Below are 26,415 nucleotides of genomic sequence, written 5' to 3'. Positions count from 1 at the left end.
GGCCGCAGTCCGGCGCGGATTGCGGAGCCACTGGCGGAAGAAGGTCCACCAGGGCGTCCGGTGCGGCCGCGGCCGGCTGCGGGTCATGTCAGCGCGCCCCGGGGTGCCGCAGTCGCCAACAGCGATGGATTCGCGCGTCGCGCTCGAAGTCGAGCGCAATGGTGCGCGGCGTGATCTCCACGCACTCGGCGAACGTGGCCACCGCGGCCTCGTCCAGCCGGAAGCGACGGTAGTTATTGGAGAAATACAGCACGCCGTCGCGCGCGAGCCGCCGCATGGCGGCTCGCAGCAGCGTCACGTGCACGGCCTGCACGTCGAAGTCGTCGGCACGCTTGGAGTTGGAGAAGGTGGGCGGATCGCAGAACACCAGGTCGTACTCGCCGCCGTCCTCGTCCAGCCAGCGCATCGCATCGGCCTGGATCAGGCGATGGCGCGGCCCGCCGATGCCGTTTTCCTGCAGATTGTCGGCGCACCACTGCAGGTAGGTCCCCGACAGGTCCACGGTGGTGGTGCTGCGCGCGCCGCCCACGGCCGCGTGCACGGTGGCAGCGCCGGTGTAGGCGAACAGGTTGAGGAAGCGCGTGTCCGGGGCTTCTTCCGCCAGGCGCAGGCGCATGGGGCGGTGGTCGAGGAACAGTCCGGTATCGAGGTAATCGAACAGGTTCACGCGCAGGCGCACGTCGCCCTCGCGCACGACGATGAACTCGCCGCGGCTGTCGAAGTGACCGTACTTGCTGCCGCCCTTGCCCTTGGCACGTGTCTTCACCGCCACGTGCTCGCGCGGCACGCCGAACACCTCGCGTGCGGCGGCGAGCAGCTCGTTGAGGCGACGACGCTGCACGGGTTCGGGGATGGTCGCGGGCGCGGCGTATTCCTGTACGTGCAGGAAGGTACGCGGCGTCGGTTCATCCGTGGTGTAGACGTCGATGGCTGCCGAATATTCGGGGAGGTCGGCGTCGTAGGCCCGGTAGCAGGTCACCTGCTCACGCTCGCGCCACGCCTTGAGCTTGCGCAGGTTCTTGCGCAGGCGGTTGGCCACCATCTGCGCGCCTTCCGAAAGCGGGCGCACCTCGGCGGTGCCCTCGGCCACGGCGGCTTCGCGGGCGATCTCGCGCGCGGAGCGGATGGGATCGACCACGATCAGCGCGCACTCGATAGCGCCGTTGAACAGTTGGTATGTCTTTGAGGCGCGCAGTCCTGTCGCGCGCGCAAGTTCTGCATCGCCGCACAACAGGCTGGCGCTCCACTCCGGCACGGCCGACTTCAGCGCGTCGCCGAGCGCCCGGTACAGCGCCGGCTCTGCGGCCAGGCGCGCGTCATAGGGCGGATTGCAGACCACCAGGCCGGTGGCAGGCACCAGCGCGGCCGGGTGCCCGCCGGCATCAGGTGTGGAAGCCGATGTGTCAGCCACCCGAACGCGCGACGGCAGCTGCGACACGTCGGCCACGCTCCACTGGATCACGCCAACCAGCCCCGCCATGACTTCGTTGTCCCGCGCGGCACGAATGGCATGCGGGTCGAGGTCGCTGCCGAAGAACACCGGCTTCAGCGCGGCGCGGCCGACGGTTTCGCGCTGGCGGGCCTCGTCCACCAGTACGCTCCAGGCGGCATTGTCGAAGCCGCGCCAGCGCGTGGGCGTACGGCCTTCGTGCCGCAGCAGGCCCGGCGCCACGTCGGCGGCCATCAGGGCGCCTTCGATCAACAGCGTGCCGCTGCCGCACATCGGGTCGAGCAGTGCGCCGCCTTCGGCATGGCGCCTGGGCCACTGGCCGCGCAGCAGTACTGCAGCAGCCAGGTTTTCCTTCAGCGGCGCTTCGCCCTGCTTCAGGCGCCAGCCGCGCCGGTGCAGCGGGCCACCGCCCAGGTCGATCGACAGGATGGCGCGCCCCTTGCGCACCACCAGATTCAGGCGCAGGTCCGGGGTTTCGACATCCACATCCGGGCGCGCACCCGTCTGCGCGCGCATCACGTCCACCACCGCATCCTTCACCCGCTGCGCCGCATAGCGGGCATGGGTGATGGCGGTGCCGGACACGTGCGCATCCACCGCCAGGGTATGACCGGAGGCCAAGTGCTCCGGCCACGGCACGGCGGCGACGCCGGCATACAGCGCGAGTTCGTCGGGGCAGTCGAACTCGGTGATGGGCCACAGCACGCGGCTGGCCAGGCGCGACCACATCACCGCGCGCTGCGCGTCGTGCAGCGTTCCTTCCGCGTTGGCGCCAGCCATGGTGGCGGTGGCGCGGGTGCAGCCCAGTGCCACCAGCTCATCGGCGAGCAGGTATTCCAGGCCCTTGCCGCAGCTTGCGAAGAACTTCATCACAGACGCACCAACAGGGCGGCGAATTCGTCGGCACTCGCGTCCACGTGCTCGGACAGGCGGTGGCCATCGTCGACCAGCAGCAGGCGAGCGGCGCGTGGTGCGGCCCATTCCACTACGTGCGCGGCGGGGATCAGCTCGTCATGCCAGCCGTGGATGATGCCCGTGGGCACCGCGGCGGCCACCAACGGCTGCGCGTTCCCCATGCGGATCGGCGGCGCCATCAGGAACAGCCCGGCGAGCGGCACCTGCAGCGAGACCAGGCCGGAGATGTACGCGCCCAGGCTGGAGCCGGCCAGCACCACCGGGCCGCGGGCGGCGGCCGCACGGGTCAGCGCCAGGAGACGCTGCAGGCGCGCGGGCACGTCGCCCAGATCGGTGACGTCACGCTTGGCGTCCAGGTCGGTGTAGTCGGGGCGTTCGTGCGTCCAGCCGGCGCGCTCGGCCGCATCGGCCAACGCCGTGACCTTGGTGGCGTCGGGACCGCTTTCGAAACCGTGGGAGAGGATGCAGTGTCCGCGCATGAAGGGTCCGGCTGGAAGACGAGGTCGGGCCTGCGGCACGGGCAGCGGGCTGGGGGGCGCCGCGTCGCGGCAGGCTCCGGTGCAGGGGCGAATGGTAGCATCCGGCCCATGCTGCCCGACCTGCCGCCCTTGCCCATCCACGTCGACCTGCTGCCCTACGAAGCGCGCCTGGACGCCCGCCCGCGCCGGCAGGTGGACCTGGTGGTCATCCACTGCACCGAGCTGCCGGACCTGGCGATGGCCCGCCGATATGGCGAGGAGGAGCTGTACCCGGCGACGGGCACCGGCAACAGCGGCCATTACTACGTAGACCGCGATGGCAGCGTGCACCAGTACGTGTCGGTGGAACGTGTAGCCCACCACACCCGCGGCTACAACCCGCGCTCGATCGGCATCGAACTGGTCAACCGCGGCCGCTATCCGGACTGGCTGGCCGCCGGCCACCAGGCCATGGACGAGCCCTATCCGGGGGCGCAGATCGAGGCCCTAATCGCGTTGTTGCAGCGGCTCCGCGCGGAAAACCCCGGGCTTCGGCTCATCGCCGGCCACGAGGACCTGGATACGACCGAGGTCGAGGCCAGCGACGACCCGTCGCGCAAGGTCCGGCGCAAGCGCGACCCCGGCCCCCGGTTCCCGTGGGAGCAGGTACTGCAGGCGGTGCCGCTGGAGCGGTTGCAGCCCCCGATGACGCCCCCCTGACCCGGCCACCCTGCACAACGCCCCGGATTGGCGCCGGACCCGCCCGCTATACTGGCCGACCAGATTCCACGGCATCCGCGTCCATGACATCGCACGTCTCCGAGCTGATCGAACTGCTTTCGCTCGAGCGCCTCGAGGACAACCTGTTCCGGGGGCAGAGTCGCGACATCGGCACAAAGTACGTGTTCGGTGGACAGGTGCTGGGCCAGGCGTTGTCGGCCGCGCAGGCCACCATGCTGGACCCGCGCGCGGCGCATTCGCTGCACTCCTACTTCCTCAAGGCCGGCGACATCGAGGCGCCCATCGTCTACCAGGTGGACCGCACCCGCGACGGCGGCAGCTTCTCGGTGCGCCGCGTCACCGCCATCCAGCATGGCCAGCCGATCTTCTTCCTCGCCGCCTCCTTCCAGAAGGAGGAAGACGGCGGTGAGCACCAGCTGTCGATGCCGGAAGTGCCCAAGCCCGAGGACATCGAGCCCGCTGCGGCCGTCCCTCCGGAAGTGATGGCCACCCTGCCGATCAAGGTGCAGCGCTGGCTGACCCGCCAGGGTCCGTTCGAGTTCCGCCACGTGTACCCGCGCGACGAGCTCAACCCGCCCAAGCGCCCGCCCTACCAGCAGGTCTGGTTCCGCCTGACCGAAAAGGTGGGGGATGCGGCTGAACTGCATCGCGCGCTGCTGGCGTATGCCTCGGACTTCCACCTGCTGGGCACCGCGACCTTCCCGCACGGCATCAGCTACTACCAGCCCAACGTGCAGATGGCCTCGCTCGACCATGCGCTGTGGTTCCACCGCCCGTTCCGTGCCGACGGCTGGCTGCTCTATTCCATCGACAGCCCCAGCGCGCAGGGTGGACGGGGCCTGGCGCGCGGGCAGATCTTCGACCGCGATGGCCACCTGGTGGCCAGCACCGCACAGGAAGGCCTGATCCGTGTGGTGCAGAAGCCGACCGCGCCGGCGCCTGGCAAGGATTGACGAATGCGGCAGGTCTTCAGCAGTGCCCGCATCGAGAACGTTGAGGCGGTTGCCAAACTTCTCAGCGACGAAGGCATCGAGGTGCGCATCAGTGACGGCCGCTCCTACAAGGGCAACCGTCGCGGCACCTTCAGTTACCGCGAGGACAATGCGGCGCGGCCCGCGGTGTGGGTAGTGCAGTCGGAAGACCAGGTGCGGGCGCGCGAGTTGCTGCGCCAGGCCGGCCTGCTCGATTCCACCCGACCCGGCGAGTCCAGCTTCCTCACTCCCACGTTCCGGAGCGAGGAAGAGCGCTACGCCAAGTCCCCGACCGAGAAGCGCGCGTGGCGGATCAAGGTCGGGCTGATGCTCGGCATCGCCGTGATCCTTGGTCTGGCCATGGTGCATTCGCTCAAGCAGGCGGCAACCCCCACCCCTGAACTGGCATCGCCGCCGTTCGACGGTACCGTCGCCCCCACGCTGGATGGGATCGCCATTGCCGTGCTCAACGCCGAGATTCCCAAGACGGTGATGCCGGTGGTGTGCCTGTCGGTCGACGGCCGCAACCCGTTGCCGGACGTGATGCGCGGCGTGGGCAGCCAGGACCACCTGATCGTGCCCGCCACCCACTGCGCACGCGTGCCCGACATTGAGAAGGGGAGCTACCACGGCACCTCGGGCAAGGACGCGGAGATCCTCGAGGTCACTGCCTTCCGCCCCACCGCGCCCGATGCCGGCACCGTGGAGTTCAGCGCGTACCACCACCGCATGTGGGCGCGTTACAAGACCTTCGAAGTTCGTCGTATCGACGGCCAGTGGAAGGTGGTGAAGACACTGCGGCACGTGTCGACCTGATACTGGGGCACCCAAGTGGCGGCATCGGACCGCCCAGACCGGTGTGGCAATTCTGGACTGAACGCGTGCCATCCTGGCTGACGCCATCGGCACGCCACATCACCCCGCGCGCGGCGCTATGCTCATGCCATGCGCGACAACCCCGTGCCGCCGCCGGATGACCTCCGCCTGTTCCACACCGGCGAGCACCCGTGCGGTTACTGGCCCGACCGCGTGGCCCGCGACCTGGTGTTCGACCCGCGCGACCCGCGCATGGCCGCGCACTACCCGCTCGCATTGGGCTGGGGCTTCCGCCGCTCCGGTGACATCGTCTATCGCCCCCACTGCCCCGGCTGCCGGGCCTGCGTGGCGGTGCGCATCCCCGTCGCCCGCTTCGCCCCGGATCGCAGCCAGCGCCGGTGCCTGGCACGCAATGCGCGGGTGGAAATGCGCGTGTGCCCCGCCGAGCGCACCGAAGAGCAGCTTGCGCTGTACCGCCGCTACCTGACCGCACGCCACCGCGATGGCGGCATGGACACGCACGGGGCGGTGGAGTTCGACCAGTTCCTGGTGGGCAGCTGGAACGAAGGCCGCTTCATCGAACTGCGCGAGGACGGACACCTGCTGGCCGTGGCGGTCACCGATGTCATCGAAACCGCACTGTCCGCGGTGTATACGTTCTATGACCCGGACCTGCGCGATCGCGGACTGGGCACGCTGGCCATCCTCAAGCAACTGGAATGGGCAAGGCGCGAGCATCGCACCCACCTGTACCTGGGTTACTGGATCGCCGGGCACCCCAAGATGGACTACAAGCGCCGGTTCCGCCCGCTCGAAGGCTTCGACGGTCGCAGGTGGCGCGACCTGGATTTCGGAGACTGGGCATGACCCGAGCAACATCCCGCGGCCCACGCCGGCACCTGCAGTGGCTGCTGGCGCTGGCCACCCTGGCGCTGGCCGCTGGCTGCGTGCGGGTCAACATCCAAGGCAACCCGGAGGCATGGGCCAACAGCATGGCGGAACAGATGGGCGCGGTGGTCCCCGTACGCGTGGCGACCTACAACACCTCGCTGTATGACGACGAGGAAGGCGGGCTGATCCGCCGACTGGAATCGGGTGACGCCAACGCGCGCAACATCGCCGCGGTGATGCAGCGCGTTCGTCCCGACATCGTCCTGCTCAACGAGTTCGACTACGACACCGCGCATCGCGCCGCGAACCTGTTCCAGCGCCAGTACCTGGAAGTCGCGCAGGCGGGGGGCGAGCCGCTGCGCTATCCGTACCGCTACCTCGCGCCGGTCAACACCGGCGTGCCCAGCGGGCTGGACCTGGACAACAACGGCACCGCCGGCGGCAATGGCCGTGCCCGCGGCAACGACGCCTGGGGCTACGGCCTGCACCCGGGCCAGTACGGCATGCTGGTGCTGTCGCGTTACCCGATCGAAAGCGAGGCAATCCGCACCTTCCAGCACCTGCGCTGGAGCACGATGCCCGGGGCCCTGCAACCGCGCGATCCGCGCACGGGGCAAACGTGGTACCCGCCCGCCACATGGGCGAAGCTGCGCCTGTCGTCGAAGTCCCACTGGGACGTGCCGGTCCGCACACCCGGGGGCACCGTGCACCTGCTGGCCGCGCATCCCACCCCACCGGTGTTCGACGGGCCGGAGAACCGCAACGGCGCGCGCAACTTCGACGAAATCCGCCTGTGGAAGGAATACGTGTCGGGCGACGCCCAGCCTTGGCTGTGCGACGACGCCGGGCGCTGCGGCGGCCTTCCGGCGCACGCTCAGTTCGTGATCGTGGGCGACTACAACGCCGATCCGGATGACGGCGACGGCATGCCCGGTGCCATCCGCCAGTTGCTGGAGCACCCGCGCGTTGGGGCCGAGCGGACGCCACGCAGCGCCGGTGCGGTGGAGCGCGCCGCCGATCGCGGCCTGCCACGCAAGGGCGACACTGCCGCCCACACGGGTGATTTCGGGCCCAGGGTGGGCACGCTGCGGCTGGACTATGTGCTGCCGTCGCGGGGTTTGCGCGTGCTCGATGCCGGTGTGTTCTGGCCCGCCAATGGCAATCCCGACGCGGCCCTCGCCGACACCAATGACCATCGCCTGGTGTGGGTGGACTTCAACCACGACCCCGGCTGATCGTCCCGCGGCGGCGCGGCTGGCCGGTCAGCGCAGGCGCCCGGTGGCGCGCCCCGTCAGTGGACAGGCCAGGTCACTCCGGCTTGGGCCCATCACCCAACGTGTCGGGCGGCCCGGACGGCGGTTCCTGCGACGGAACCTCAGGCGTTGCCGGTGAGGGCACGGCCTGCGGTGGCGCCGTCGCGGGCTCCCCGGTGGGTCCCACTGGCGGCAATGTCGGCAAGGGGGCGCCGATACGCGGGCCGAATCCGAAGGCCGCCTCGCCGCGCGTGGAAACGATCATCCGCACCATGCTCACGGGCACCATCAGTTGCAGTTCGACCGTCTTGCCGTCCAGGTCGCGCGCCTCTATGGTCATCTCGATCAGCGCGCCGCCGGTGTCGATTTCGCTGCACAGGATGTGCGGCCCAGCCGGGCCCTCCTCCAGGTATGGCTTGATCGCTTCGCCCAACGCTTCCAGCGCCTGGGGAAAGAAGAACACCGCAAATCCGGTTACGTCACCCATGAGACTCCTCAGCGCAGGTCAATGTGCAGTGCCGCCGCCGCATCGCGTGCGATGGCTCGCGCCTGGTCGACGTCGTCGCCCAGTGCCAGCGTCACCGCCACGCGGCGCGAACCTTCCACCCGCGGCTTGCCGAACAGTCGCAGCTGCGTGTCGGCGTGCACCAGGGCCTTGTCCACGCCACTGAACACTGGCACGCCATAACCTTCGGCCAGCACCGCGCACGAGGCCGCGGCGCCCTTTTGCCGGATCACGGGAATCGGCAAGCCGAGGATGGCGCGGGCATGCAGCGCAAATTCGCTCAGGTCCTGTGACACCAGCGTGACCAGGCCCGTGTCGTGCGGTCGCGGCGAGACCTCGCTGAACCACACATCGTCCCCCTTCACGAACAGTTCCACTCCAAATACGCCCCACCCGCCCAGGTCGTCGGTGACCTTGCGCGAGATTTCCTGCGCGCGCTCCAGCGCAAGCGGCGACATCGGTTGCGGTTGCCAGCTCTCGCGATAATCGCCGTCGCGCTGCAGGTGGCCGATCGGATCGCAGAAGGTGGTGCCGCCGGCATGGCGCACGGTCAGCAGCGTGATCTCGTAATCGAAATCAATGAATCCTTCCACGATGGCGCGACCGGCACCGGCGCGCCCGCCTGTCTGGGCGTAATCCCATGCCGCATCGACGTCTGTCGCATTGCGCACCAGACTCTGGCCCTTGCCTGAAGAGGACATCACCGGCTTGACCACGCACGGCAGGCCCACGGCCTCGATTGCGGCCAGGTATTCGTCCTTGGTGTCGACGAAGCGGTATGGCGAAGTCGGCACCCCCAGGGTTTCCGCCGCCAGCCGGCGGATGCCTTCGCGGTCCATGGTCAGGCGCGCGGCGCGGGCGGTCGGGATGACCCGGCAATGGCTGCCGCGGCCGGTGAACTCCTGCTCCAGCTGTACCAGGGTCTCGGTATGGATCGCTTCGATTTCCGGGACGATCAGGTGCGGGCGCTCCTTGGTCACCAACTCCCGGATGGCGGCGCCGTCCAGCATGTCCAGTACGTGGCTGCGGTGCGCCACCTGCATGGCGGGCGCGTCGGCATAGCGGTCGGCCGCGATCACCTCCACTCCGAAGCGCTGCAGCTCGATGGCCACTTCCTTGCCCAACTCCCCGGAGCCCAGCAGCAGCACGCGGAAGGCGGACGAGGACAGCGGCGTACCGATCGTGATCATGGCATCAGGGCATGGGGACAGAAGCGGCATTGTACCGCCCCCTTCTGAAGCGACGGTTGCGGTGGCCCCATGGACCCATGCGATCCTGTGCCCATGCGAAATTCCCGCGTCCCGACTGCAGGGTTGCGCGCCCTGGCGGGCGCGATGCGCGCCGCGCCGGTGCTGGTGCTGGTGCCGATGCGCCTGCGCGTCGCCGCGACGCGCGCGGCGGTGGCACTGGCGATGGCCTCCATGTTTCTCGCTGCGTGTACCCGAACCGATGAAGCGCCGGCACGGACGGCGATCTCCGGCTTCCTGCTGGAACCACAACTGGACGAAATCAGCGGACTGGCCGCCTCGCGCCGCCATCCTGGGACGCTGTGGCTGCACGACGACGGCGGCAATCCGGCGCGGCTGTTCGCCGTGGGCGCGCGGGGTATTCGCCAAGCCACGTTCCGCGTGGAGGGCGTCAACAAGACCGACTGGGAGGACATCGCCGCCTTCCAACTCGCCGGCCGCAACTACCTGCTGCTCGCGGACACCGGGGACAACGGCGGCCTGCGCCGCACCCTGCAGTTGCACGTGATCGAGGAACCCAAGGCCCTGGAGAACGGCCGCCTGACTCCAGCGTGGTCCATCGCTTTCCGCTGGCCGGACGGGCCTCGCGACTGCGAAGCAGTGGCCGTCGATCCCCGGCGCGGGCAGGTGTTGCTGGTGTCGAAGAAGCGCGAGCCGCCCGAACTGTTCGCGCTGCAACTGCGGCCCAACGACAAGGGCGTGCAGACGGCTCGCCCCTTGGGCCGGCTGGCCGGCGTGCCCCAACCCACGGCCGACGACCTGCGCCAGCGCCCCCAGCGCGCCCGTTACGACGGCCACGTCACCGCCGCGGACGTGTCGCCGGACGGGCGCACGCTCGCGGTCATGACCTACCGCTACCTGTTGTTCTACCCGGCGGTACGCGGCCAGGGCTGGGGCCGCGCCGTGGCCCGCGCGCCCGAGGTGCGCACCCTGCCGTGGCTTCCCCAGGCCGAGGCAATGGGTTGGGCGGTGGATGGCCGGGGCGTCTATACCACTGGGGAGTTCGTGCCGGCGCCGTTGTATCGCATCCGGTACTAGCCGCCGGCCGCACCCAGACGCCGGGGCTGGGGCGACAGTTGACTTGATATCAAATTGATATCACTCTACTGAAAACCTCAAGGAGCACGGCCATGAAAGAGAACCCTATCCGCTCCCTGTCCGGCATCCCCATGCTGCTGGCGCTGCTGGTCGGACTGCTGGCAGGCATCTGGGTGGCCATCAACGGCGCCCAGGCCGGCAGCGCCCTCCACATCGTAGGCGGCACGCTTCTGGCCGCGATCACCGGATTCGGCCTCGCCGGCCTGTACATGGTCGAGCCTAACCAGGCAGCCGTGCTGAGTCTGTTCGGCAAGTACGTGGGCACGGTCAAGGACAACGGCCTGCGCTGGAACAACCCCTTCTTCTCCAAGCGCAAGGTCAGCCTGCGCGTGCGCAACTTCGAGAGCGGCAAGCTCAAGGTCAACGAGTTGGACGGCAGCCCCATCGAAATCGCCGCGGTCATCGTCTGGCAGGTGGTGGACAGCGCCGAGGCCGTCTACAACGTGGACGACTACGAGAGCTTCGTGCACATCCAGTCCGAGTCGGCGCTGCGTGCCATGGCCACCAGCTATCCCTATGACCAGCATGAGGATGGCCAGTTCGCCCTGCGCAGCCACGCCACCGAGATCAGCGCCCACTTGCAGAACGAGCTGGCCGAGCGCCTGGCCGATGCCGGCGTGCAGGTGATCGACGCACGCATCAGCCACCTCGCCTATGCCCCGGAAATTGCCCAGGCAATGCTGCAGCGCCAGCAGGCCAACGCCATCATCGCGGCACGCACGCGGATCGTCGCGGGGGCCGTGGGCATGGTTGAAATGGCACTGGCCGAGCTGCAGAAGAACGGCACGGTGCAGCTGGACGAGGAGCGCAAGGCGGCGATGGTGAGCAACCTGCTGGTGGTGCTGTGCGGCGAGCGCGCCACGCAGCCCGTGGTCAATGCCGGCACCTTGTACTGAGACCGGAGCATGATCACCACGCTGATCGTCGTAGTGACCATCGCCATCGGCATGAGCATGGCGCTCCGCCGTCGGGACTGACATGGCCGAGAAAAAAGCCTATCCGCTGCGCATCAACGCCGAGATCCTCACGGCGGCGCAGCGCTGGGCCGATGATGAACTCCGCAGCCTCAACGCGCAGATCGAGTACGTGCTGCGCGACGCATTGCGCAAGGCCGGGCGCTTGCCCGGCGCCGCACGCCCCACAACCGACCAGGAGGAGGAAGCCCCATGACCCAACGCTGGCAATACCACGTGGTGGACCTTCCGCCGCGCATGTTTGAAACGATGCCCGAACGACTGCAGGCGGAGTTGGATCGCCTGGGTGGTGAGGGTTGGGAACTGGTCAGCGTGGTGCAGGTGCCAACCCTGACGGATTACGCGCGGCTGTTCTTCAAGAAGCCGGCGTAAAACCGGGCGCCAACGCCTGCCCACGACAAGGAGACGTTGTGACCCGCACCCACGTACTGTTCCCCGCTGCGCTTGTCGCACTGCTGATGGCGTATCCGATACAGCCCACCTTCGCAGGACCGCCGCCATCGCCGCCCTCACCAGCGGCAGCCCCCCCTGCACACAACCAAGGTGCCATCGCACTGGCCACCGCCCTGCTCGACCATCTGGATGGCGGCAGGTTTGCCCAGGCCGAAACCCTGTTCTCGCCCGAAGTTAGAGCTGCCCTGTCCGCGGACAAGCTGCAACAGGTGTGGACGTCCTTGCCCCAGAGCGTAGGTCCGGCCGGCCCGCGAGGAACAGCCACCTCCTCTGAGCAAGGCAAGATCACTGTTGTGTCGGTGCCATTGCCCTATGCCAAGGCCAGCCTCGTCGCACGAATTGCCATCAAAGATAATCGCCAGATAGCCGGATTCCTGATTCAGCCCGCCCCGCCCTCGGCGACCGGACCCTTGCGGTCGGCCACCGCACCGGATCCCTCCGCGGCCTACATCGACCTGGACACGAGCATCGGCGAAGGGGAACGTGGCTTGCCGGCTACGCTTACCATGCCCAAGGAAGCTTCGCCGAAAACACTCGTGCCTGCGATCGTCCTGGTGCATGGCTCCGGTCCGCACGACCGCGACGAGACGGTTGGCCCCAACAAGCCATTCCGGGATATCGCCCATGGGCTCGCCGCGCAGGGTATTGCCGTGCTCCGATACGACAAGCGCACCAAGGCACGACCGCAGGACGCGGGCGACGACTTCACCGTGGACGCTGAGACCACAGACGACGCCGTTCTGGCCGTCCAGGCACTGCGCCAGACCGAGGGGGTCGACCCGGCCCGCATCTTCGTGCTGGGCCACAGCCAAGGGGGGTTGATGGCGCCGCGCATCGCCGCGCGTTCGCGACAGGTCGCTGGACTGGTGCTGTTGGCCGCACCCTCCCGCCCGTTGCTTGACATTGTCATCGAGCAGAACGAGCGCTTGGCGGCCCTGGACGACGGCCAGGTGACCGATGCAGAGCGCAAGGCCGTCGACGCCGTCATCGCGCAGGTCCATCGGATTCGTGACCCGGCGACAGCGCCCGCGACCAAGCTGTTGCTGGGCATGACGACCACCTATTGGCGGAGCATCGACCGCGTGGACCCAATCGCCGAAGCGCGTGCGTTGTCGGTACCCATGCTGCTGCAGCAGGGCGGCCGCGACATCCAGGTGGTGCAGGCCGACTGGCAACGCTGGCAGGAGGCATTCGGCAATAACCCGCGCGTTACCTTCAAGCGGTACGAGCGGCTTAACCATCTGGGCATCGAGGGCACAGGCCCGGGCACCGTGGCGGAGTACGCCGTGGCAGGCCACGTGGACGCTCGGCTCATCGACGACATCGCTTGCTGGATCCGGAAACACTGATCGTCTACACCCAATTCGGATCCCGCCGCCCGCCGCAATCACACACTGCGTGGCTGCTTGCCGAGCTACTGATCACCGCTGTGCTGACCGAGGCAGTGACCTTGAGCCGGGCACCCGGCATGGCCACTCTCGCCACCATAATTTGACGACCCAAGGTGACTTCCCCGTTTACCAGTAATACCCTGCCAGCATGCGCGGCCTCCCCAAACGCCTGATCAACACGCCGGATATCGAGATCTGGCCCGCCGGCCTGCTCAAAGCCAACGGCAACCACGACGCCCGCGCGATCGCGCGGGCGCGGCATGTGTTGCGGCGCAAGCGCGACGGTCGCTACCTTGCGGCAGACCTTCCTGAGGGCGTGTTGCCCCTGGTCTGGCAGCTGCGGCTTGAGCCTGGGCTGGACGCCGCCCTGACGGCCATGGAATCGGAGGTCATGCATCGCCGTCCCGGTCTGGAGCATGTACGCGAACTGCCCCTGGATCGGCTGCATGAGCGCCTCGAGCAGTTGAACCTCGCCGAAGAAAGTTACGCCGAACGCACTGGTCTGGCATTGGTGGGGGAGCCCGATTGGCTCGCCCTTGCCGGCTTCGATCGCTACCGGCGCCCCCTGTGGTTGCACAACGACGCCGCCCGGGCGTGGTCACACATGCGCGAGGGCGCCCTGCGCGACGGCGTGGTGCTGGAGGCGATTTCCGGCTATCGCAGCCACGATTATCAACTCGGCATCTTCGAGCGGAAGCGGGCCCGCGGCTTGTCCGTGGACGAGATCCTCAACGTCAACGCCGCGCCGGGCTTCAGCGAGCACCATTCTGGCTTGGCGCTGGACATCGGCACCCCGGGCGAGCCCCCGGCCGAAGAGTCGTTCGAACACACCAGCGCGTTTGCCTGGCTACGCGCCAACGCTGGCGACTACGGCTTCCACATGAGTTACCCGCGCGACAACCCCCACGGCATTGTGTACGAGCCGTGGCATTGGCGCTTCCTGACCTGATTCGCGTGGATCGGAGACGTCGCCGCCTCCTTCAGGGATTGGTGTGTGCCCCCGCCCTCCCGACGCTGGCAGCGTGCAGCCGTCACGACGCCCAGGCGTTGGCCGACGACATCAGCCACCTCAACGCGACCTGGCGCCCGCTGGCACTGTGATCGCGGTCAACCGGCGCCGTACTGCCGGTTCCCAGAACGGAACATCGCATCACCGCTCCTGACCCGTCCCCGCCACAATCGGCCGAGGACATGCTCAGGACCCCCGATGCCCGACGCCAGCGTTAACCGCGATTGCCATGCCGTGGTTCAACCGCGCGGGGCGGCCGCTGCAATGGCGATCACGGCCAGCATCTTGCTCGCACTGACCGGCCTGTCGGTCGCGAACGCGCACCTTCTCACCAGCCACGTGCTGCCAAGGTTCCTGCAGTGGGCGGCGGCCGGTTGCGCCGCGCTGGCACTCTTCAGCCTGTGGGCCCTGTTCTTCCGGCGCTCGGTCGCGCTCGACGCGGGCGTGCTGGTGATCAAGGCAGGGCTCAACACCCGCCGCGTGCCGGCCATGGCGATCGAACTGGAACGGGCTCGCATCATTGATTTGGAGGAACGCATCGAGCTGCTCCCCGGACGAATGACCCTCGGCGCGTCTTTACCGGGCTACCAGACCGGCTGGTTTCGCACCCGCCAGTGGGGCAAGGGCTTCTATCTGCTGACAGAACGTCGTCGCGTGTTGTGGCTGCCGGAGCGCGACGGCCCGCATCTACTGCTATCGCTACAGCGGCCGCAGGCCCTACTGGCGGCACTCAACGCCTTGGTGCCGCGACGTCCGCCGGACTGGCCGCCCCGCTGAACACCGGTCCACGGCCAACCGCCACAGCTCAATCCTGGGACCGTTTCATCGGCGCGGGGGCGTTCGTGCCCGCATCGGCGATGCGCCACAGGTACAGGCTGGCATATGTGCGATAAGGCCCCCACTTCTCGCCGCGCTCGGCCAGCTCCTTCGGCTTGAGCATCTCGTCCTGCCGATCCACGACCTGGGCACCCTTGCGGATGCCGAGGTCGTCCACGGGCAGCACATCCGGCCGCCCGAGCCGGAACATCAACATCATCTCCACCGTCCAGCGGCCGATGCCGCGCACTGGCACGAGCGCGGCGATGATGGCGTCGTTGTCCATGCTGGCCATGCGCCGCAGGTCGGGGATCTCGCCCCGGGACTCGCGCAGGGCCAAGTCGCGCAAGGCCAGCAGCTTGTTGCCCGATACCCCGCAAGCGCGGATGGTCGCATCGTCGCAGCGCGCCAGCGTGTCGCAGTGGAAGCGGTCGCTGTCGATGGCGGTTTCGACGCGCGAGACGATGGTCGCGGCGGCCTTGCCACTCAGTTGCTGGTAAAGAATGGCCCGGGCCAGCGCATCCACTGGGTCGAATGGCTTGCGCCAACGCGGGTCGGCCGGTATCGGGCCGATCCTGCGCATCCAGGTGCCCAATTTGCGGTCGCGTCGGGCCAGGTGCCCGAATGCCGCGTCAGTGTCGAATCCGCGTGCAATCCGAGCCATGTCGCCCTCACTGCCTCACGGCGGCCGCGGCCCAGGCGAGCCACCCCGCCATCATCAATGTGCCGCCCATCGGGGCCAGCGCGGTAGGCCATTGCAGGAACACGTTCCCCACGAGGCTGCCGGCGAACAGCAGCGTGCCTGCCAGCAAAGATGTCAGGGCGAGCACCCGCCACACGCGGCCCGCGGCCAGTGGCCCAAGCGCGGCCAAAGCCACGCCGTGCCCAAACAGGAACAGTGCGGCCGACTGCAGTCGTGCCTGCGCCTCGCCCTCGGTGCCATGGGACGCGTGGGCCGCCAGGCCCACCGCCAACGCCGCCAGCACCGCTCCTGCCGCGGCCAGCCATCGGCCCGCCACCACGCGGATGGGCGTCGTCGCTGTCACCGACCTTCCGGTTGCCTGCATGGCGTCGCCTCCTGTTGATCGTCCGCCGTCACGATACCAAGCTCCGCCCTTTTCCACCGCCCAAAACAAAACGCGCCGCGGAGTGCGCGGCGCGTTCTGCTTCCGGAAGCCGGAGGGAAGGGCTTACTTGACCGCCCAGACCACTTCGAACTCGCCTTCCTCGGTGAAGCCCTTGTCCAGGCCGCCGATCCAGTTCTCGTACGGCCGCTCGGTGGTCTCGTAGCCACGGGTCATGGCCCAGCCACGCAGCGCGTCGCGGATGCGGTTCAGGTTGGCCATGTGGCCCTTGAAGCGGGTCACCGCGATCTTGGTCGGCTCGGTGTAGTTGGCGGTCACCGGGCCCTCGAGCTTGATGTCGAGCTTGCCGGTGGCACCGGCCTTGCGGACCGGCTGAACCACGTCGAACGAATAGGTCTGCGAACCGAACTCGTTGGTCACGATGCGCACCGGACCGGCGGCCTCGAGGCCGTTGGCGGCCATCACCTTGTTGATCCACTGCATGTTGTTCTGCATGGTGGACTGCACGACTTCGTTGTTGCGCTCGACCGCGGCGGTCACGACGAGGACGTTCTCGGCGGCACGGTCAGCCAGCTTGGGAGCGGCGGTCGCATCGACCTTGGCCAACTCGTTGTAATCGTAGTTGGGCACGGTCGCCAGCATGTTGCTCAGGCGGGTCAGGCCCATCTTGATGTCTTCGCCGACGTTGCTCGAGACATACATGCCGGCGTAACGGCCCAGCAGGTTCCAGCCGTAATCGATATCGTAGGTCTGGGTGATCTGCACGTTGCGGTTGTTGCGGCCGGTGGGTTCCAGCAGGAACTCCATGCGCTTGTTGCGACCGGGATCGACGGTCTCGAGGTCAAAGGCGATGCGCTTGTTCTTCTCGCTTTCGGCCAAGGTCCAGCTGCCCGCACCGATGCCCCGCTCCTCCGACTGGTAATCCAGACGGGCACCGACGCCCGAATCCGGGCCCGACAGCGACAGCTTGATGGCTGGGTCGCGCAGCACCAGCGGGTTCCAATCCTTGAAGCGGCGCAAGCTGTTAAGCGTGTCAAACACGATCGTCATCTTGCGGTTGGTTTCCACCGAATGCTCAAGGTGGCGGCTCGACGGCAGCACGATGCCGACAACCAGGAACAGCGCGGCGACGATCGCCAGCGAAATCAGAATCTCAAGCAGACGGGTCATTCAGTTTCTCCAGGGCCTTGGCCCGGGGCGGGTGTGGGCACAGACCTGCCATCGTATCAAGCGCGGGGCGGGGAGGCGAGATGCCAGTACGTGGCGCCGGTTCACGTTCCAGCGCGGACCCGGGGCACGATCACATCGTTGTCACACCAGTTGCAGCTCGAACGCCTTCAGCACGGCCCGCGTACGGTCCCGTACGCCCAGCTTGCTCAGGATGTTGGACACGTGGTTCTTGATCGTGCCCTCGGCCACGCCCAGCGAATTGGCGATCTCCTTGTTGGAGAAGCCGCCCGCCATCAGCCGGAGGATCTCGGTCTCGCGCTCGGTGAGCGGGTCCGGGCGGTCCAGGCTGACGAAGTCGTTGCGCATGTGCTCCAGTCCGGACAGCAGGCGCTGGGTCATGGCCGGCTGTACCAGCGAGCCCCCGTCGGCCACGGCCTGGATGGCGCCCACCAGTTGCTCCAGCGACACGTCCTTGAGCAGGTAGCCCTTGGCCCCCGCCTTCAACCCGGCCAGCACGAGCTGGTCGTCGTCGAAGGTGGTGAGGATGATGGTCGGGGGCAACTGGCCAATGCGGGCCAGGGCCTGCAGTGCTTCCAGCCCGGACATCACCGGCATGCGCATGTCCATCAGCACCACGTCTGGCTTGGCCTGCGGGATCAACTCCACGGCCTGCTTGCCATCGCTGGCCTCGCCAATCACTTCGATGCCGTCGGCCAGCGCCAGCAGCGAGCGCACCCCCTGACGCACCAGGGTCTGGTCGTCCACCAAATACACGCGAATCATCCGCTGACTCCTTCACAAGCAGCGACCTGCGTCGCCGAGGCCGGTAACCGGAGGTCCAGGCGGAAGCCTGCCCCGGGCCGGGTTTCAATTTCGATCGTGCCACCGTATTGGGCGATGCGCTCGCGCATGCCGCGCAGGCCATTGCCCGCCACCAGCGCATCCGCGCCGCGTCCGTCGTCGCGGGCCTTGATGTGCACGCATCCGTCTTCGCGCCGCACTTCGATCCACAGGTGCCGGGCCCCTGAGTGACGCACGGTGTTGGTGATGATTTCCTGGGTGCAGCGCAGCAGCACGTGGGCGCGCTCGGGATCGTCCAGGGTCAGTGGCGACTCGACGTCCATGCGGATGTCGAGCGCGGGCACGTTCTCCGCCAGCGGCCGCAGCGCGGCCGACAGGTCGAGGGCGCCGCTCTCGCGCAGCGTACTGACCGCCTCGCGCACGTCGGTCAGCAGCAGCCGGGCCAGCGTGTGGGCCTGCTGTACGTGTTCCTTGACCCGGCCTTCCGACAGGTGCCCGGCCACTTCCAGGTTGAGGCTCAGCGCGGTCAGGTGGTGGCCCAGCAGGTCGTGCAACTCGCGCGAGATGCGCGTGCGCTCGTTGATCCGGGCGCTTTCGGCCAGCAGCAGGCGGGTCGCGCGCAGTTCGGCGTTGAGCCGGCGCTGCTCCTCACGGGCCTGCGCCTGTTGCTTGGCCACCAGCGCGGTCACGAACACGAAGCTGGAGAAACCCATGTACAGCAGCGACTGGATCACTGCGATGAGCAGGGGGAAGTCCAGTGCCTCGACAAACACGGGGATGATGGCCAGGTTGCTGGCCACCAGCCAGACGATGGCTACCCGGAGGTTCAGAAGCCACGGAAGCAGGCCGGCCATGACCATGAGCAGGGCGCTGCCCAGCCCCGAACCGGAGAAAAACCCCACGGCAATGGCACAGACGGTCAGTACCAGCAGCAGGAGATGGTCGACGTAGCCGGCCACGCGCTGGCCCAGCGACCGGGTCATCCACCAGTACACCCCGCCAAATGCCAGGTAGGCGGCGACCCAACGCAAGACCCGGCCCCGGGGGTCGAAGACCGGCTCGCCGGGCTCCGCCAGCTCGGGAGAGAAGAAGGCCGGGTCGAGCCACACGGACAAGAGCCACCACCCGACCATGGCCCAGGTGAAGAGGCCGGCGTAACGTAGCAGTCGGGAATGGTTCAGGCGGGCGAGCATGTCCGCATCGTAGCGGCATCCCGGCGCCACCGTGCCGCCCGAAAGTCATGGCTGAACAGGGAAATCTTCCCGGGACGGGTGCCCACGCCCCCGTCGCCCCGGTTCGGGGACCATGCGATAATCGCGACCGCCGGGCAGCACCATGCCCCGCCCCACGAAACACTGGAGCCCGGAATGTCGATCGTCGTCCGCGACGTGCGCGAGCACGAGCTGGATTCCGTCCTAGCACTGAACAACGCCGCCGGACCTGCGATCCTCCCGCTGGATGCCGCAAGACTCCGTTACCTTTTCGAGAACGCTGAATATTTCCGCGTCGCCGAGCGCGACGGCACGCTCGCGGGCTTCCTGATCGGATTCGGCAGCCACGCCAACCATGACAGCAGCAACTTCCGTTGGTTCCGCGAGCGGTACCCGGAGTTCTTCTACATCGACCGCATCGTGGTGGCCAGCCGCCGCCGCGGCGGTGGCGTGGGCCGTGCGTTCTATGCCGATGCCCAGAGCTACGCCGAACTGCGCTACCCGCAGATGGCGTGCGAGGTGTTCCTCGAAGGCACCAACGACCCGGTGTTGCTGTTCCACGGCAGCTTCGGTTTCCGCGAAGTCGGCCAGCACGTCATGGAGGAAACCGGCGTGCGCGCCGCGATGCTGATGAAACCCCTGTGCAGTTACGCCTGGGTCCACGAGACCTACGGCGATGCCCTTCCCCATGAGCCCTGGATCACCCAGCCACGCAGTGCGATCACCGCGCGACGGCTCACGGGGACCTGCCCATGAGTGCAAACGCATTCGACTACGAACAGGCAGGTGAACTGAAGATCGGCCAGGTGGGCATCGCCAACCTGCGGGTGCGCACGCTCGACGTGCCGCGCCTGGTCGAGGAGATGCGCAGCCGGGTAGAGCGAGCGCCGAAGCTGTTCCAGCGCGCCGCGGTGGTGCTGGATTTCGGCGGGCTCACCCAGGTGCCCAATGCCTCCACCGTGCAGGCCCTGATCGACGGCCTGCGCGAGGCAGGCGTGCTGCCGGTGGCCATCGCCTATGGCAGCAGCGAGACCGAGCGTCTGGCGGAAAACCTCGGCCTGCCGCTGCTTGCCAAGTTCCGCGCGCAGTACGAGCGCGGCGACGAGCCGGCACCCGCACCGGCCCCGACGCGCCGGGAGCCGGAGCCCGAACCCGCCGCCGCCAACCCCAAGGCCCCTGCAACGCCGCATGCAGGCCAGCCCGGGATGATGCATGCTTCACCGGTGCGCTCGGGCCAGCAGGTCTACGCCGACAACCGCGACCTCACCGTGCTGACCTCGGTCGGCGCGGGCGCGGAAGTGATCGCCGACGGCTCGGTGCACATCTACGGCCCGCTGCGCGGTCGCGCACTGGCCGGCGCGCAAGGCAATGAAAAGGCCCGGATCTTCTGCCGCGAGTTCCATGCGGAACTCGTCGCGGTGGCCGGGCATTACAAGGTGCTGGAAGACATCCCCAAGGACCTGTACGGCAAGGCCGTGCAGGTCTGGCTCGAAGACGGGCAACTCAAACTCGCGGCGTTGGATTGACGCTGCTTCACCGGAGGAACATCACTTGGCCGAAATCATCGTAGTCACGTCGGGCAAAGGCGGCGTCGGCAAGACCACCAGCAGCGCCAGCATCGCCTGCGGCCTCGCGCGCCGCGGCCACAAGGTCGCTGTCATCGACTTCGACGTGGGCCTGCGCAACCTTGACCTGATCATGGGCTGCGAACGCCGCGTGGTGTACGACTTCGTCAACGTCGTCAACGGTGAGGCTTCGCTGAAGCAGGCACTGATCAAGGACAAGCGCTTCGACAACCTGTTCGTGCTGGCCGCGTCGCAGACCCGCGACAAGGACGCGCTGACCAAGGAAGGCGTCGAGAAGGTGCTCAAGGACCTGGCCGACGAAGGCTTCGACTACATCCTGTGCGACTCCCCCGCGGGCATCGAGAAGGGCGCGTTCCTGGCCATGTACTTCGCCGACCAGGCGGTGGTGGTCGTCAACCCGGAAGTGTCCTCGGTGCGCGACTCCGACCGCATCCTGGGGCTGCTATCGTCCAAGACCCGCCGCGCCGAGAACGGTGAGCGCGTGAAGGAGCACCTGCTGCTCACCCGCTACAGCCCCAAGCGCGTGGAAACCGGCGAGATGCTCAGCATCGCCGACGTGGAGGAGATCCTCGGCCTGAAGACCATCGGCGTGATCCCCGAGTCCGGCGACGTGCTCAACGCGTCCAACAAGGGCGAGCCGGTGATCCTGGAAACCACGTCAGACGCCGCCCAGGCATACGACGACGCGGTCGCCCGTCTGCTGGGTGACAGCCGCCCGATGCGCTTCGTCACCGTTGAGAAGAAGGGCATCCTGGCCAAGATCTTCGGAGGTTGATGATGGGTCTGTTCGATTTCCTGCTGACCAAAAAGCAGACCGCATCGGTCGCCAAGGACCGACTGCGCATCATTGTCGCCCACGAGCGCTCGGGCCGGGGCAACAGCCCGGATTACCTGCCGATGCTGCAGCGCGAACTGCTGGAAGTGATCCGCAAGTACGTCAATGTCGATGCCGAAGCGGTCAAGGTCGACCTCATCGGGGACGGCGACAACAAGGTGCTGGACATCTCCGTGGCGCTGCCGGAGAACCCGGCGCAGGCCTGATTGATCGGGGCGGTGGCCTGAAACCACCGCCCCACTGCCCATGCTCACCCTGGCCCACATCGGCTTCGAGGCGCCTGCCGCCCTGCTCGCCCGCTATGGCCTGACGCTGCGCCGCGTCGGGGACGGCGAGCCCATTCCCGGCAGCTATTGGGGCGAATGCGAGGCGGGCCTGGTCGGCACTCAGGTCCATGCGCGCGCAGACACGCCAGTGCACTCGTTGCTCCACGAGGCGTGCCATCTGATCGTGCTGCCGACCGAACGCCGGGAACAGGTGCACACCGACGCCACCGACTCGATCGAGGAAGAAGATGCGGTCTGCGTGCTGCAGGCGTTGCTGGGAGACGAACTGCCCGGCGTAGGACGCGAGCGCGTGCTCGCCGACATGGACGCGTGGGGCTACACGTTCCGCCTGGGATCGGCATCGGCCTATTTCCACGATGACGCCGCGCTGGCCTGGGACTGGCTGCATGAACGCGGCCTCGCCGACCGCGAAGCCCGCCGCGCCCTCTTGCCTGCCGCACCGCGACTTGCGCCACCCTCCAGCGCCCTCTAGCCTTCGCGGACCAGCGCCCCGGCGCGACCGTACCCTGAGGAACCATGCGCATGACCCCGATCCGCACGCTGCTCGCACTCGGCGTCACCGCCGCCGTGCTGGGCATGGCTGGCTGCAAGAAGGAGCCCACGCCCGCGCCCGCCACCAGCGCCGCCGCATCCACCGCACCGGCCGGCGAGACCGCAGACCAGTTCATCGCCCGGGTCAATGCCGAATACCTGGCCATGTACCCGGAGCTGACCGCCGCGCAGTGGCTGTCGTCCACCTATATCAGTGACGACAGCCAGTTGCTGTCGGCCAAGGCCAACGAGCGCTACCTGACCCAGCTCAACAGCTGGATCGAACAGGCCCGCCAGTTCGAAGGCAAGCCGATGTCGCCCGAGACCGCGCGCGCCATCCACCTGCTGAAGCTGGCCACCGCTATGCCGGCACCCAAGGACCCGGCCAAGTTGGCCGAGCTGACCAAGATCGCCACCAAGATGGAAGGCATGTACGGCGCCGGCACTTATTGCACCGGTGACGGAGAGGCCAAGAAGTGCCGTCAGCTGGGTGAACTCGAAGATGTGCTGCGCAGCAGCCGCGACTACACCGAGCAGCTGGACGCGTGGCAGGGCTGGCACACCATCGCCCGGCCGATGCGCAAGGATTACACCCGCTTCGTCGAGCTGGTCAACGAAGGCGCCAAGGAAATGGGCTTTGCCGACGCCGGCGAGATGTGGCGCTCGGGCTACGACATGACCCCAACCGAGATCGCCGCGGAGACCGACCGGCTGTGGGGCCAGGTCAAGCCGCTGTACGAACAGTTGCACTGCTACGCGGGCACCCGGCTGGACGCCAAGTACGGCGCCGACAAGGGCCACGTGGCCGGCGGCATGCTCCCCGCCCACCTGATGGGCAACATGTGGCAGCAGGACTGGGGCAACCTGTGGGACGTCCTGGCGCCCTACCCCAACGCCGGCAGCCTGGACATCACCGGCGCGTTGGCGGCCCAGTACCGCACGGCCTATGACGCCGAGCTGGCCAAGCACGCGGGTGAGCGTTCGCCGATGGACCTCGCGGAAATCGAGCACGCCGCTCAGACTGCCGTGGCCCGATCGATGACCGAACGCGCCCAGGATTTCTACACCTCGCTGGGCATGGCCAAGCTGCCGGAGACCTACTGGGCCAAGACCCAGTTCATCAAGCCGCGTGACCGCGACGTGGTGTGCCACGCCAGCGCGTGGGACATGAACATGACCGGCGACGTGCGCACCAAGATGTGCATCAAGCCCAACGAGGAAGATTTCACCACCATCTACCACGAGCTGGGCCACGTGTATTACTACATGGCCTACAACAAGCTCCCGCCGCTGTTCCAGCAGGGCGCGCACGACGGCTTCCACGAGGCCATCGGCGACACCATCGTGCTGTCGATGACGCCCAAGTACCTGCAGTCGATCGGCCTGGTGGGTGAGCAGCAGCAGAGCAACGAGGCGCTGATCAACGCGCAGATGCGCATGGCGCTGGCCAAGGTGTCGTTCCTGCCGTTCGGCCTGATGATCGACCGCTGGCGCTGGGGCGTGTTCGACGGCTCGATCAAGCCGGGCGATTACAACAAGGCGTGGTGGGAGTTGAAGGCCAAGTACCAGGGCGTGGCCCCGGCTGCCGCGCGCGGGGAGGACTTCTTCGATCCGGGCGCCAAGTACCACGTGCCGGGCAATACCCCGTACACCCGCTACTTCCTGGCGCACGTGCTGCAATTCCAGTTCTACAAGTCGCTGTGCGACGCGTCGGGCTACAAGGGTCCGCTGCACGAGTGCTCGTTCTACGGCAACCCGGAGGCGGGCAAGCGCTTCCAGGCAATGCTGGCCAAGGGCGCCAGCCAGCCGTGGCAGAAGACGATGAAGGAACTGACCGGCGGCGAGAAGATGGACGCGTCCGCCGTGCTGGAGTACTTTGCGCCGTTGCAGGACTGGCTGAAGCAGCAGAACGAAGGTCGTACCTGCGGCTGGCAGGCCTCGGCGACGAACGCCGCACCGGCCAAGGCGGCCACCCCTGCGCCGGCAGCGCCGGCCAAGCAGGGCTGATCGGCCCTGTGTGTAATCGGAAGGCCGGCCGCGAGCCGGCCTTCCGCATTCCGGGGGGCGCAATCCCCCTTCATAGCCCGTCAGGCTAGGCTAGCGGCATGACCCACTTGCTCCATCCGGCGGACTCCGCCCGGCATCACGCGCCCATATCCCGTACCCGCTACTGGGTGCGGGGCACTGGCGTGTTCTTCGCCATGGGCGTGCTGTACCTCGGGCTGATGCAGGTGGGTTTCTTCCATTGGCTGATGGCCAATGGCGCACTTTTCGCCGCGCTGTGGTGGCTGCCTCGACGATGGTGGCCATGGCTTTGTGCCGCCACCATCGCGGCACGTCACGCCAACGGCGTCATCGTAGCGTTGCATACCCGCGACATCCTGGATGGGTTTCTGGGCTACTGGCCCGGGCCTGTGCAGTACGTGCTCGGCAACGTGCTCGAGCCATTCCTGGTCATGACGGGGGTGCTCGTGCTGCGGCGGCGGTCGCTCTCGCCCGACGGCCCGATGCTCCCGGAGCGGATCGTCCCCTTGCTTCTGGGTGGTCTGCTCTCCGGGATGATGGTCGCGGCCAAGGATCTGGCCTACGTGCTTTCCGAAGGCCGTGTGGGCGACATCCGCGCCAACCTGCGCGGCAACTACGTCGCACTGGGCGGGCCCGACGACGCGGCGATACTCGGGACGTTCACCATCAGCCATGCGCTCGGCACGTTCCTCGCGATCCTGCTGGTCGCCCCGTTGGTGCCGTGGCTGACATCTGAGGAGAGCCGCGCCGGTTCGGCACGTATTGTGCGCAGCGCATTGCACTGGATGGTGCCTGCGGCCGCGCTGTACCTGATCGTCGCGCTGCAACTTCCGGGTAGCAACCTCTCGGAACTGTTGCGGGTGCTGCTGCTCGTGGGCACGGTGGTGTTCGCGATGCGCCATGGCTGGCGCGGCGCGCTCCTGTCGACGCTGGCCACCAGCGTGGTGATTGCGCTGGAAGATCACGTGGGTCAACCCGCCTACAACCCGATCCGCATGCAGGCTTACCTCGGCATCAGCGGCACGATGGGGCTGCTGCTGGGCGCCAGCATGGACAACATTCGGCAGCAGGCAAGCACACTGCGCGAGGCGCGCGAACGCAGCGACCAGTTGGCGCGCGACCTGTATCTGGCAGCGGCGCGCAACCTCCACACCGAAGAACGCGAGCGGCGCCGCCTGGCCAGCGAGCTGCATGACGAGTTCGGACAGAACCTGACCGCGCTGCAGACACACCTCAAGCTGGCAGAACGCGACTTCAACGCCGCCGGCAGGTCCGCCGCCCTTTCCGCGCTGTTCGACCTCACCGGCGCCATGCGCCAGAACATCTCCGGGGTGCTGGAAACACTGCGCCCGGCAGCGCTCGACCAGATGGGGCTGTATGCGGCCATCGACCGCGGCGCGGTGCGGCGGCTGGCCGAGGATGCCGGACTCCATTTCGAGACCCACCTTGAAGGTGACGCCCGCCTGCTCATCGCCTTCAATGACACGCAGGTGATTGCCGCCTACCGGCTGGTTCAGGAAGCGGTGACCAATGTGGTGCGTCACGCGCGCGCCTCGCGCTGCAGCGTTCGCCTGCGTCCGGAGCAGCGCAACGGCATGCTGTGGTTGTTCATGGACGTGCGGGATGATGGCATAGGCGGAGCCGATTGCTTCCTGCAGGGACGCGGACTGACCAACATGCGGGACCGGGTGCTCGCGCTGGGCGGTTGCCTGCACGTGCGCGAACTTAGACCCGGGTCGCGAATCCACGCCGTTTTTCGTCAAGCCTCGTGAACGCCACCCTCACGACGATAGCGGTAATTTCACCTACCTGAACAAAAGCGTTTTCCAGGGGACGTTTGTGACTCAAACCGCCACACCCCGCCGCGCAACGCGGCCCCGAGCTCCCGCCAAAACT

28 protein-coding genes are annotated in these 26,415 nt (G+C 67.6%); 19 read left to right on the top strand and 9 right to left on the bottom strand.

All coding sequences use genetic code 11. From position 1 onward, the window contains the following. Nucleotides 1-88 precede the first annotated feature (88 nt). Nucleotides 89-2,320 carry a bifunctional 23S rRNA (guanine(2069)-N(7))-methyltransferase RlmK/23S rRNA (guanine(2445)-N(2))-methyltransferase RlmL gene (gene rlmKL / locus AC3ARF_RS04640; RefSeq protein ID WP_498930726.1) on the bottom strand — a complete coding sequence of 744 codons (2,232 nt, stop codon included), beginning with the start codon at nucleotides 2,318-2,320 and terminating at the stop codon, nucleotides 89-91. Then, entirely contained in the window at nucleotides 2,320-2,844 is a 525-nt protein-coding gene (locus AC3ARF_RS04635; RefSeq protein WP_498930724.1) for a hypothetical protein, read from the bottom strand. Before AC3ARF_RS04635 ends, rlmKL begins: the two co-directional genes overlap by 1 nt. A gap of 111 nt (nucleotides 2,845-2,955) precedes the next feature. Between AC3ARF_RS04635 and AC3ARF_RS04630 the strand changes: the two genes are divergently transcribed. The 5 genes from AC3ARF_RS04630 (at nucleotide 2,956) to AC3ARF_RS04610 (ending at nucleotide 7,477) form a co-directional block, all read left to right on the top strand. Next, nucleotides 2,956-3,543, top strand: a complete 588-nt coding sequence (locus tag AC3ARF_RS04630) for an N-acetylmuramoyl-L-alanine amidase (RefSeq protein ID WP_498931753.1) — start codon at nucleotides 2,956-2,958, stop codon at nucleotides 3,541-3,543. Between the two features lie 83 nt (nucleotides 3,544-3,626). After that, the gene (gene tesB / locus AC3ARF_RS04625; protein WP_498930722.1) at nucleotides 3,627-4,517 is read left to right on the top strand and encodes an acyl-CoA thioesterase II; all 891 of its coding nucleotides are present in this window, start codon (nucleotides 3,627-3,629) and stop codon (nucleotides 4,515-4,517) included. 3 nt (nucleotides 4,518-4,520) lie between these two features. After that, nucleotides 4,521-5,351 (top strand): hypothetical protein, encoded by an 831-nt coding sequence (locus tag AC3ARF_RS04620; protein WP_498930720.1) that lies wholly within the window; start codon nucleotides 4,521-4,523, stop codon nucleotides 5,349-5,351. Between the two features lie 129 nt (nucleotides 5,352-5,480). After that, nucleotides 5,481-6,218, top strand: coding sequence for an arginyltransferase (locus tag AC3ARF_RS04615; RefSeq protein ID WP_498930718.1), 738 nt, complete (start codon nucleotides 5,481-5,483; stop codon nucleotides 6,216-6,218). Next, nucleotides 6,215-7,477, top strand: a complete 1,263-nt coding sequence (locus tag AC3ARF_RS04610) for an endonuclease/exonuclease/phosphatase family protein (protein ID WP_498930716.1) — start codon at nucleotides 6,215-6,217, stop codon at nucleotides 7,475-7,477. The genes AC3ARF_RS04615 and AC3ARF_RS04610 overlap by 4 nt, the downstream gene beginning before the upstream one ends. A gap of 73 nt (nucleotides 7,478-7,550) precedes the next feature. Here the strand turns inward: AC3ARF_RS04610 and AC3ARF_RS04605 are convergent, their stop codons facing one another. Next, on the bottom strand, nucleotides 7,551-7,982 hold the full coding sequence (locus AC3ARF_RS04605) for a hypothetical protein (RefSeq protein ID WP_498930714.1): 432 nt from the start codon (nucleotides 7,980-7,982) through the stop codon (nucleotides 7,551-7,553). Nucleotides 7,983-7,990: 8 nt separating this feature from the next. Continuing rightward, nucleotides 7,991-9,190 (bottom strand): formate-dependent phosphoribosylglycinamide formyltransferase, encoded by a 1,200-nt coding sequence (gene purT / locus AC3ARF_RS04600; protein WP_498930712.1) that lies wholly within the window; start codon nucleotides 9,188-9,190, stop codon nucleotides 7,991-7,993. Between the two features lie 93 nt (nucleotides 9,191-9,283). Here purT and AC3ARF_RS04595 point away from each other — a divergent pair, with 93 nt between their 5' ends. The 7 genes from AC3ARF_RS04595 to AC3ARF_RS04565 all read left to right on the top strand — a co-directional run bounded on the left by AC3ARF_RS04595 (nucleotide 9,284) and on the right by AC3ARF_RS04565 (nucleotide 14,949). Then, nucleotides 9,284-10,285, top strand: coding sequence for a hypothetical protein (locus AC3ARF_RS04595; RefSeq protein WP_498930711.1), 1,002 nt, complete (start codon nucleotides 9,284-9,286; stop codon nucleotides 10,283-10,285). Between the two features lie 92 nt (nucleotides 10,286-10,377). Next, complete coding sequence (locus AC3ARF_RS04590; RefSeq protein WP_498930709.1) at nucleotides 10,378-11,241, top strand: SPFH domain-containing protein; 864 nt, start codon at nucleotides 10,378-10,380, stop codon at nucleotides 11,239-11,241. An 82-nt stretch (nucleotides 11,242-11,323) separates the two neighbouring features. Then, a complete protein-coding gene (locus tag AC3ARF_RS04585) occupies nucleotides 11,324-11,515 on the top strand; it encodes a type II toxin-antitoxin system antitoxin (RefSeq protein ID WP_498930707.1) in 192 nt (63 codons plus the stop codon). Next, the gene (locus AC3ARF_RS04580; protein ID WP_498930705.1) at nucleotides 11,512-11,691 is read left to right on the top strand and encodes a DUF4177 domain-containing protein; all 180 of its coding nucleotides are present in this window, start codon (nucleotides 11,512-11,514) and stop codon (nucleotides 11,689-11,691) included. Before AC3ARF_RS04585 ends, AC3ARF_RS04580 begins: the two co-directional genes overlap by 4 nt. 38 nt (nucleotides 11,692-11,729) lie before the next feature. Further along, entirely contained in the window at nucleotides 11,730-13,121 is a 1,392-nt protein-coding gene (locus tag AC3ARF_RS04575) for an alpha/beta hydrolase (RefSeq protein ID WP_498930703.1), read from the top strand. A gap of 190 nt (nucleotides 13,122-13,311) precedes the next feature. Then, complete coding sequence (locus AC3ARF_RS04570; protein ID WP_498930700.1) at nucleotides 13,312-14,112, top strand: M15 family metallopeptidase; 801 nt, start codon at nucleotides 13,312-13,314, stop codon at nucleotides 14,110-14,112. A gap of 258 nt (nucleotides 14,113-14,370) precedes the next feature. Continuing rightward, on the top strand, nucleotides 14,371-14,949 hold the full coding sequence (locus AC3ARF_RS04565) for a hypothetical protein (protein WP_498930698.1): 579 nt from the start codon (nucleotides 14,371-14,373) through the stop codon (nucleotides 14,947-14,949). Between the two features lie 28 nt (nucleotides 14,950-14,977). On the opposite strand, the gene AC3ARF_RS04560 is transcribed toward AC3ARF_RS04565, so the two are convergent. The 5 genes from AC3ARF_RS04560 to AC3ARF_RS04540 all read right to left on the bottom strand — a co-directional run bounded on the left by AC3ARF_RS04560 (nucleotide 14,978) and on the right by AC3ARF_RS04540 (nucleotide 19,237). Further along, nucleotides 14,978-15,652 (bottom strand): DNA-3-methyladenine glycosylase family protein, encoded by a 675-nt coding sequence (locus tag AC3ARF_RS04560; RefSeq protein WP_498930696.1) that lies wholly within the window; start codon nucleotides 15,650-15,652, stop codon nucleotides 14,978-14,980. 7 nt (nucleotides 15,653-15,659) lie between these two features. Further along, nucleotides 15,660-16,055, bottom strand: coding sequence for a DUF423 domain-containing protein (locus AC3ARF_RS04555; RefSeq protein WP_498930694.1), 396 nt, complete (start codon nucleotides 16,053-16,055; stop codon nucleotides 15,660-15,662). 123 nt (nucleotides 16,056-16,178) lie between these two features. Then, on the bottom strand, nucleotides 16,179-17,243 hold the full coding sequence (locus tag AC3ARF_RS04550) for an SRPBCC family protein (RefSeq protein ID WP_498930692.1): 1,065 nt from the start codon (nucleotides 17,241-17,243) through the stop codon (nucleotides 16,179-16,181). Between the two features lie 141 nt (nucleotides 17,244-17,384). Continuing rightward, a complete protein-coding gene (locus tag AC3ARF_RS04545) occupies nucleotides 17,385-18,026 on the bottom strand; it encodes a response regulator (protein ID WP_498930691.1) in 642 nt (213 codons plus the stop codon). Next, complete coding sequence (locus tag AC3ARF_RS04540; RefSeq protein WP_498930689.1) at nucleotides 18,023-19,237, bottom strand: sensor histidine kinase; 1,215 nt, start codon at nucleotides 19,235-19,237, stop codon at nucleotides 18,023-18,025. The genes AC3ARF_RS04545 and AC3ARF_RS04540 overlap by 4 nt, the downstream gene beginning before the upstream one ends. 174 nt (nucleotides 19,238-19,411) lie before the next feature. Between AC3ARF_RS04540 and AC3ARF_RS04535 the strand changes: the two genes are divergently transcribed. The 7 genes from AC3ARF_RS04535 (at nucleotide 19,412) to AC3ARF_RS04505 (ending at nucleotide 26,291) form a co-directional block, all read left to right on the top strand. Continuing rightward, on the top strand, nucleotides 19,412-20,011 hold the full coding sequence (locus AC3ARF_RS04535; protein WP_498930687.1) for a GNAT family N-acetyltransferase: 600 nt from the start codon (nucleotides 19,412-19,414) through the stop codon (nucleotides 20,009-20,011). After that, nucleotides 20,008-20,781: a septum site-determining protein MinC gene (gene minC, locus AC3ARF_RS04530; RefSeq protein WP_498930685.1), complete on the top strand. Its 774-nt coding sequence runs from the start codon at nucleotides 20,008-20,010 to the stop codon at nucleotides 20,779-20,781. Before AC3ARF_RS04535 ends, minC begins: the two co-directional genes overlap by 4 nt. Nucleotides 20,782-20,806: 25 nt before the next feature. Further along, complete coding sequence (gene minD, locus AC3ARF_RS04525) at nucleotides 20,807-21,616, top strand: septum site-determining protein MinD (RefSeq protein WP_498930683.1); 810 nt, start codon at nucleotides 20,807-20,809, stop codon at nucleotides 21,614-21,616. Between the two features lie 2 nt (nucleotides 21,617-21,618). Further along, a complete protein-coding gene (minE, locus tag AC3ARF_RS04520) occupies nucleotides 21,619-21,882 on the top strand; it encodes a cell division topological specificity factor MinE (RefSeq protein WP_498930681.1) in 264 nt (87 codons plus the stop codon). A 40-nt stretch (nucleotides 21,883-21,922) separates the two neighbouring features. Continuing rightward, nucleotides 21,923-22,435, top strand: coding sequence for a hypothetical protein (locus tag AC3ARF_RS04515; protein WP_498930678.1), 513 nt, complete (start codon nucleotides 21,923-21,925; stop codon nucleotides 22,433-22,435). 50 nt (nucleotides 22,436-22,485) lie between these two features. Beyond that, complete coding sequence (locus AC3ARF_RS04510; RefSeq protein ID WP_498930677.1) at nucleotides 22,486-24,501, top strand: M2 family metallopeptidase; 2,016 nt, start codon at nucleotides 22,486-22,488, stop codon at nucleotides 24,499-24,501. 98 nt (nucleotides 24,502-24,599) lie between these two features. After that, complete coding sequence (locus tag AC3ARF_RS04505) at nucleotides 24,600-26,291, top strand: histidine kinase (protein ID WP_498930674.1); 1,692 nt, start codon at nucleotides 24,600-24,602, stop codon at nucleotides 26,289-26,291. Nucleotides 26,292-26,415 lie beyond the last annotated feature (124 nt).

This window comes from Lysobacter sp. KACC 24251 (assembly GCF_057747755.1).
The sequence above is the reverse complement of the archived record's forward strand: the minus strand, read 5'-3'. Positions and strand labels throughout refer to the sequence as shown.

Bases quoted from the DNA above. Each gene is read 5' to 3' on its own strand.
- AC3ARF_RS04620 (WP_498930720.1), top strand. From the start codon at position 4,521: ATGCGGCAGGTCTTCAGCAGTGCCCGCATCGAGAACGTTGAGGCGGTT.
- AC3ARF_RS04580 (WP_498930705.1), top strand. From the start codon at position 11,512: ATGACCCAACGCTGGCAATACCACGTGGTGGACCTTCCGCCGCGCATG.
- tesB (WP_498930722.1), top strand. From the start codon at position 3,627: ATGACATCGCACGTCTCCGAGCTGATCGAACTGCTTTCGCTCGAGCGC.
- AC3ARF_RS04635 (WP_498930724.1), bottom strand. From the start codon at position 2,844: ATGCGCGGACACTGCATCCTCTCCCACGGTTTCGAAAGCGGTCCCGAC.
- AC3ARF_RS04505 (WP_498930674.1), top strand. From the start codon at position 24,600: ATGACCCACTTGCTCCATCCGGCGGACTCCGCCCGGCATCACGCGCCC.
- AC3ARF_RS04565 (WP_498930698.1), top strand. From the start codon at position 14,371: ATGCCCGACGCCAGCGTTAACCGCGATTGCCATGCCGTGGTTCAACCG.
- AC3ARF_RS04590 (WP_498930709.1), top strand. From the start codon at position 10,378: ATGAAAGAGAACCCTATCCGCTCCCTGTCCGGCATCCCCATGCTGCTG.
- minE (WP_498930681.1), top strand. From the start codon at position 21,619: ATGGGTCTGTTCGATTTCCTGCTGACCAAAAAGCAGACCGCATCGGTC.
- AC3ARF_RS04535 (WP_498930687.1), top strand. From the start codon at position 19,412: ATGTCGATCGTCGTCCGCGACGTGCGCGAGCACGAGCTGGATTCCGTC.
- AC3ARF_RS04515 (WP_498930678.1), top strand. From the start codon at position 21,923: ATGCTCACCCTGGCCCACATCGGCTTCGAGGCGCCTGCCGCCCTGCTC.
- AC3ARF_RS04615 (WP_498930718.1), top strand. From the start codon at position 5,481: ATGCGCGACAACCCCGTGCCGCCGCCGGATGACCTCCGCCTGTTCCAC.
- AC3ARF_RS04555 (WP_498930694.1), bottom strand. From the start codon at position 16,055: ATGCAGGCAACCGGAAGGTCGGTGACAGCGACGACGCCCATCCGCGTG.
- purT (WP_498930712.1), bottom strand. From the start codon at position 9,190: ATGATCACGATCGGTACGCCGCTGTCCTCGTCCGCCTTCCGCGTGCTG.
- rlmKL (WP_498930726.1), bottom strand. From the start codon at position 2,320: ATGAAGTTCTTCGCAAGCTGCGGCAAGGGCCTGGAATACCTGCTCGCC.
- AC3ARF_RS04540 (WP_498930689.1), bottom strand. From the start codon at position 19,237: ATGCTCGCCCGCCTGAACCATTCCCGACTGCTACGTTACGCCGGCCTC.
- AC3ARF_RS04595 (WP_498930711.1), top strand. From the start codon at position 9,284: ATGCGAAATTCCCGCGTCCCGACTGCAGGGTTGCGCGCCCTGGCGGGC.
- AC3ARF_RS04570 (WP_498930700.1), top strand. From the start codon at position 13,312: ATGCGCGGCCTCCCCAAACGCCTGATCAACACGCCGGATATCGAGATC.
- AC3ARF_RS04605 (WP_498930714.1), bottom strand. From the start codon at position 7,982: ATGGGTGACGTAACCGGATTTGCGGTGTTCTTCTTTCCCCAGGCGCTG.
- AC3ARF_RS04585 (WP_498930707.1), top strand. From the start codon at position 11,324: ATGGCCGAGAAAAAAGCCTATCCGCTGCGCATCAACGCCGAGATCCTC.
- AC3ARF_RS04560 (WP_498930696.1), bottom strand. From the start codon at position 15,652: ATGGCTCGGATTGCACGCGGATTCGACACTGACGCGGCATTCGGGCAC.
- AC3ARF_RS04545 (WP_498930691.1), bottom strand. From the start codon at position 18,026: ATGATTCGCGTGTATTTGGTGGACGACCAGACCCTGGTGCGTCAGGGG.
- minC (WP_498930685.1), top strand. From the start codon at position 20,008: ATGAGTGCAAACGCATTCGACTACGAACAGGCAGGTGAACTGAAGATC.
- AC3ARF_RS04550 (WP_498930692.1), bottom strand. From the start codon at position 17,243: ATGACCCGTCTGCTTGAGATTCTGATTTCGCTGGCGATCGTCGCCGCG.
- AC3ARF_RS04610 (WP_498930716.1), top strand. From the start codon at position 6,215: ATGACCCGAGCAACATCCCGCGGCCCACGCCGGCACCTGCAGTGGCTG.
- AC3ARF_RS04510 (WP_498930677.1), top strand. From the start codon at position 22,486: ATGACCCCGATCCGCACGCTGCTCGCACTCGGCGTCACCGCCGCCGTG.